Annotated in this window: 5 protein-coding genes; 4 read left to right on the forward strand and 1 reads right to left on the reverse strand. The window is 36.4% G+C overall.

Translation table 11 applies throughout. From position 1 onward, the window contains the following. A partial coding sequence (locus tag ACTTKP_RS11340; RefSeq protein ID WP_442554015.1) for a chorismate synthase occupies positions 1 to 142 on the reverse strand: 142 nt, incomplete at its 3' end. 237 nt (positions 143 to 379) lie between these two features. On the opposite strand from ACTTKP_RS11340, the gene ACTTKP_RS11345 reads away from it, so the two are divergent. The 4 genes from ACTTKP_RS11345 to fliB all read left to right on the forward strand — a co-directional run. Then, positions 380 to 1,342 (forward strand): PAS domain-containing protein, encoded by a 963-nt coding sequence (locus ACTTKP_RS11345; protein ID WP_442554011.1) that lies wholly within the window; start codon positions 380 to 382, stop codon positions 1,340 to 1,342. 39 nt (positions 1,343 to 1,381) lie between these two features. Beyond that, on the forward strand, positions 1,382 to 1,963 hold the full coding sequence (locus ACTTKP_RS11350; protein WP_442554012.1) for a hypothetical protein: 582 nt from the start codon (positions 1,382 to 1,384) through the stop codon (positions 1,961 to 1,963). A 151-nt stretch (positions 1,964 to 2,114) separates the two neighbouring features. Then, entirely contained in the window at positions 2,115 to 3,536 is a 1,422-nt protein-coding gene (locus tag ACTTKP_RS11355; protein ID WP_442554013.1) for an aspartate ammonia-lyase, read from the forward strand. Positions 3,537 to 3,545: 9 nt separating this feature from the next. Continuing rightward, positions 3,546 to 4,631 (forward strand): flagellin lysine-N-methylase (gene fliB / locus ACTTKP_RS11360; protein WP_442554014.1); only part of this gene is annotated, 1,086 nt, incomplete at its 3' end.

A 4,631-nucleotide genomic window follows, 5' to 3' on the forward strand; every position in this document is an offset into this window, starting at 1 on the left:
TTCTATTCATATAAGCCATAACATCATCTTTATTGAGGGGAAGTCCGGCAGGACAGCCATCTATAACTACTCCAAGTCCTGCTCCATGTGACTCTCCCCAGGTTGAAATGTGGAATAAGGTACCAAAATTTGAACCTGCCATATGAGCCTCCTAAATGTTTTACTAATTTTATCAGAAAACATATCTCAAAACAAGGGATTATAATCACACTATATTTGATATATGTTGTTAAAGCAACATACTTTGGTGTAAAATTATTATATGATACAAGTGTCAAAAGTATAAAAATTCGATTGGGGCTTGCTTGCAAGAGAATTTATTATCTTTTGACACTCACATCATTATATAATAGTAAAAAGATAACTGAGGAGGATATTTATGACAGAAAAAATTTCAGAGGAACTTGCAAGGCGAGATTCTTTTCCTAAAAAAGACTATTCAGATAAGCATGAAAGAGCTGCTGAACTTATTAAGATTACAGGGCATCCGCTTTATACATTTACTAAAGAAAATGAGGCTTTAGCCATACTTCTTGAGAAATATAAAGATTCGAGAGCTGATGAGATATTTGAGAAAATCCAGGAAATATCAATCCATTATGCTAAAAAAGGGGATTTATTATATCCACATTTAAAAGTACAATATGGTATTTTAGGACCGTCGGCAGTAATATGGACAACAGATGATGAGATTAGGGGTGAAATTGGGAAGCTGGCAAAACTGAAGGAGCATGATGAGGACTGGATTAAGCGTACTGATGAAGTAATAAAGCGCATAGAAGAGATGGTTCATAAAGAACAGAGCATATTGTTTCCAATCTGTGCAGTAAATTTTACTGAGGAAGAATGGTTCGGAATATATTATGATTCTAAAGACTATGCAAAATGTTTTGGTGTGGAAAATGTAATTTGGGAAAAGGCAGAAGCAGCTAAAACAGATGTAAAGCCTGGTTTGGATGAAGAAATAGTGATGCCTGGAGGGCATCTTACAGTAGCTCAGCTTACGGCACTGCTAAATACAATTCCACTTGAAATTACCTTTGTTGATGCAGATAATATTAATAGATTCTTTAACGAAGGACCTAAGGTATTTAAGCGTCCCGGAATGGCAATTGACCGTGATGTATTTTCCTGTCATCCACCTAAGATTGAAGTGATGGTTCGCTCAATCATAGATGATTTTAGAAGTGGGAAAAAAGATAAGGTTCAAATATGGATGGATAAGGGTGGAAAATGTATGCTTGTAACTTATATGGCTGTCAGAGATAAGTCGGGAGAATATCTTGGCACTGTGGAGGTAGTACAGGACATGGAATTTGCAAAAGAGCATTTTCAAAAATAACATTATGCTGCTGAATAAAGAAACGGAGGGATAAATAATATGAGTATGTTTTTAGGACCTATTCACTATTGGCTTTATGATAAGATTGGAAATCAGGAAAGACTTACTGCGTATATTGCGGATAAGGAAATCAAAAGAGGTCGGATACAGGATGCAGCTCCTTATATAAAAGAACTTCCGGAACTTGAGTCGGTAATAGATGAGAGCAACATTCATGGATGGCTTCAGCTACAGATTAGGGATGCAGAATACAGGTATGCAAGGTTGATTGGTGATATACAAAAACAGGGTGAAGATATTGCCAAACTGAAGCTGACGGCATATGATTTTGGAAAAGATAATGCTGTTAATTTTGATACAGGGGCAGCAGGAATATATCAGTATTTTGAAGATTTTTTTGTAAATGGAATGCCTTGTGACCATGTAAATATGATAATTGAGAAAGATGAAGAGCAGGTTGTATGGGAGATGGTACAGGATATTCATGCTGCTTATTGGGAAAATGGAAATACAGCAGTCTATTATGAACTGCGTAAGGCTGTAATGGATGGTATGCTGGAGAAAACTAAATATTGCATAACTATGAGTGATTATTTTCATTATTTAATTCAGAAGAAATGATGTGGAGAAGTCCAATAAAGTCTATAGATGATTTTGTTGGACTTTTTTATTATATGTTTTGTTTGATTAAATATGATTGAATAATTTGATAAAAAATATTAAAATGGCAGAGGAAGACCTTTGTCGTTTTAATTTTAAAGGAGAGCAAGGGATGAAGGAAGAAAAGGCGGTATTAAGGACGGAGAGTGATTCTATTGGTGAAAAAGCTGTGCCGGAGGATGCTTATTATGGAGTGCAGTCGCTAAGGGCGGCAGAAAATTTTCATATCACGGGACTTAAGATGCATCCTGAACTTATAAGGAGCCTGGCTTTTATAAAAAAAGCAGCGGCAATTTCAAATCATAGGGTTGGATTGATGGATGATGATATAGCCCAGGCTATTATAGATGCCTGCAATGAGGTGATACAGGGAAACTATTGGAAAGATTTTATAGTTGACCCTATTCAGGGTGGAGCAGGAACTTCTATTAATATGAACGCAAATGAGGTCATTGCCAATAGGGCAATTGAGCTTCTGGGAGGGAAAAAGGGAGACTATTCCTTTGTTCATCCTAATGATCATGTAAACTATGGGCAGTCAACTAATGATGTGATACCGACAGCGGGTAAGATGACTACTCTTCGCCTGCTTGACAGATTAAAGTATGAGCTTTTAAGACTTCACACAGCTTTATGTGATAAGGCTGTTGCATTTGACCATATTGTTAAAATGGGTAGAACTCAGATGCAGGATGCAGTGCCAATTCGTTTAGGGCAGGAATTTAAGGCATATTCCGTTGCAGTTATGAGGGATATAAACCGTATGGAAAATGCTATGGAAGAGATGTGTTTTGTAAATATGGGTGGAACGGCAATTGGCACAGGGATTAATGCAGATAAAGGATATATGGAAATAATAACGCCGATGCTCTCTGAGATTTCAGGAATAAAATTTGAACAGGCAAATGACCTCATAGACGGAACTCAGAATATAGACTCTTTCGTATCTGTATCCGGAACAATTAAGGCTTGTGCGGTTACACTGTCTAAGATAGCCAATGATTTAAGGCTTATGTCTTCAGGACCTCGTGCAGGGTTTAATGAGATAAATCTTCCTGCTAAGCAAAATGGCTCGTCTATTATGCCGGGGAAGGTAAATCCGGTTATTCCGGAAGTGGTAAACCAGGTTGCTTTTAAGGTTATTGGAAATGATATGACTATTACGATGGCGGCAGAGGGAGGACAGCTTGAGTTGAATGCTTTTGAGCCTGTGGTATTCTACTGTATGTTTGAGTCTATTGATATGCTTGCAAGTGCCATTCAGACCTTTGTAGATAACTGTGTTGTAGGAATTACTGCAAATGAAGCCCGTTGTCAGGAACTTGTTGACCATAGTGTGGGTGTGGTTACAGCACTTTGTCCATACCTCGGTTATAAGAAGTCTGCCGAACTTGCTAAAAAGGCACTTCAGTCCAATAAATCAGTGCGAGATCTGATATTGGAAGAAAAAATACTTACGGCAGAAGAAATTGATAAGATTTTAGATCCTGTCAATATGACAGAGCCGATTTCATTAAAGGGAATGAAACATTAAAGGAGATAAATGAAATTAAGGATACCGGATTATTATAATGATTTTAAATGTATAGGGGGAGAGTGTAAAGACAGTTGCTGCATAGGATGGGAACTTGATATAGATGAGGAGTCTTATGAAGCTTATAAAAAAGTAGAAGGAAGTTTTGGAAAAAGGTTGAGAGAGTCAATGGAAGATGGCTCGGATGAAACGGGTGAATGCAATACTTTTCGATTAAATGGTAATAGATGTCCATTTCTTAATGAAGATAATCTTTGTGATATATTTATCAATCTTGGAGAGAAGTTGCTTTGTAAGGTTTGTACTGAATATCCGAGATTTACTGTGGAATACGAACACACAAGAGAAAAGAGTATGGCTCTTTCCTGCGAAGTGGTAGGTAAGCTGATATTTGAAAGGGAAGATAAGATTCGCTTTGTAGAGAAGGAAATTCCTAACGAGCTTATATTTGAAGAAAGTACACCTTTGTTTGTCGGTGAAATTGAAACTATCAGAGATAGAGGAATAGCTATACTACAGAATAGAGATAAGGATATTTATAATAGGATAAAAGAGTTTTTAATCTTTGTTTCTAAGGCTCAAGAAGTTATAAATGAAGGCAGCGAAGATGAAAATTTATGTGAAACAATCAAGAATTTGGATGTAGTCTGTCCCAAGCCTGAAAAGGCTGAAATATCTTCGTTTTTGGAAGAAGTTTTTTATCTGCTTGGAGAATTATATGTATTGGGAGAGGAATGGGAGCAGTTTTTTCAAGAATTTAAAACGGAGTTTAATGAAGAAGTTCTGGTAGAATTTGAAGAATGCAGGAAAGACATTAAGATGCTTGACATTTGGTATGAGAATATTATGGTGTATTTTGTATTCAGATATTTTACAAAGGCAGTGTATGATTGTGATGTGATTTCGAGAGCCAAGTTTGCTTTTTTAGGATTTTTTACTATAAGAGGTTTGGCGGCTTTGAGATACAAAAAATTAGGAAAATTTGATATAAACGATATGATAATGGTGTCAAAAGTCTATTCTAAAGAAGTGGAACACTCGGAGGGAAATATTGAATACCTTCTTGAAGAGTTTTTGTTTTCTGAAGAATTTGAA

The organism is Catonella sp. (genome assembly GCF_052169795.1).
Taxonomy (GTDB): domain Bacteria; phylum Bacillota; class Clostridia; order Lachnospirales; family Lachnospiraceae; genus Catonella.

Coding starts and splice junctions, on each gene's coding strand:
- ACTTKP_RS11345 (WP_442554011.1), top strand. CDS start 380: ATGACAGAAAAAATTTCAGAGGAACTTGCAAGGCGAGATTCTTTTCCT.
- ACTTKP_RS11350 (WP_442554012.1), top strand. CDS start 1,382: ATGAGTATGTTTTTAGGACCTATTCACTATTGGCTTTATGATAAGATT.
- ACTTKP_RS11355 (WP_442554013.1), top strand. CDS start 2,115: ATGAAGGAAGAAAAGGCGGTATTAAGGACGGAGAGTGATTCTATTGGT.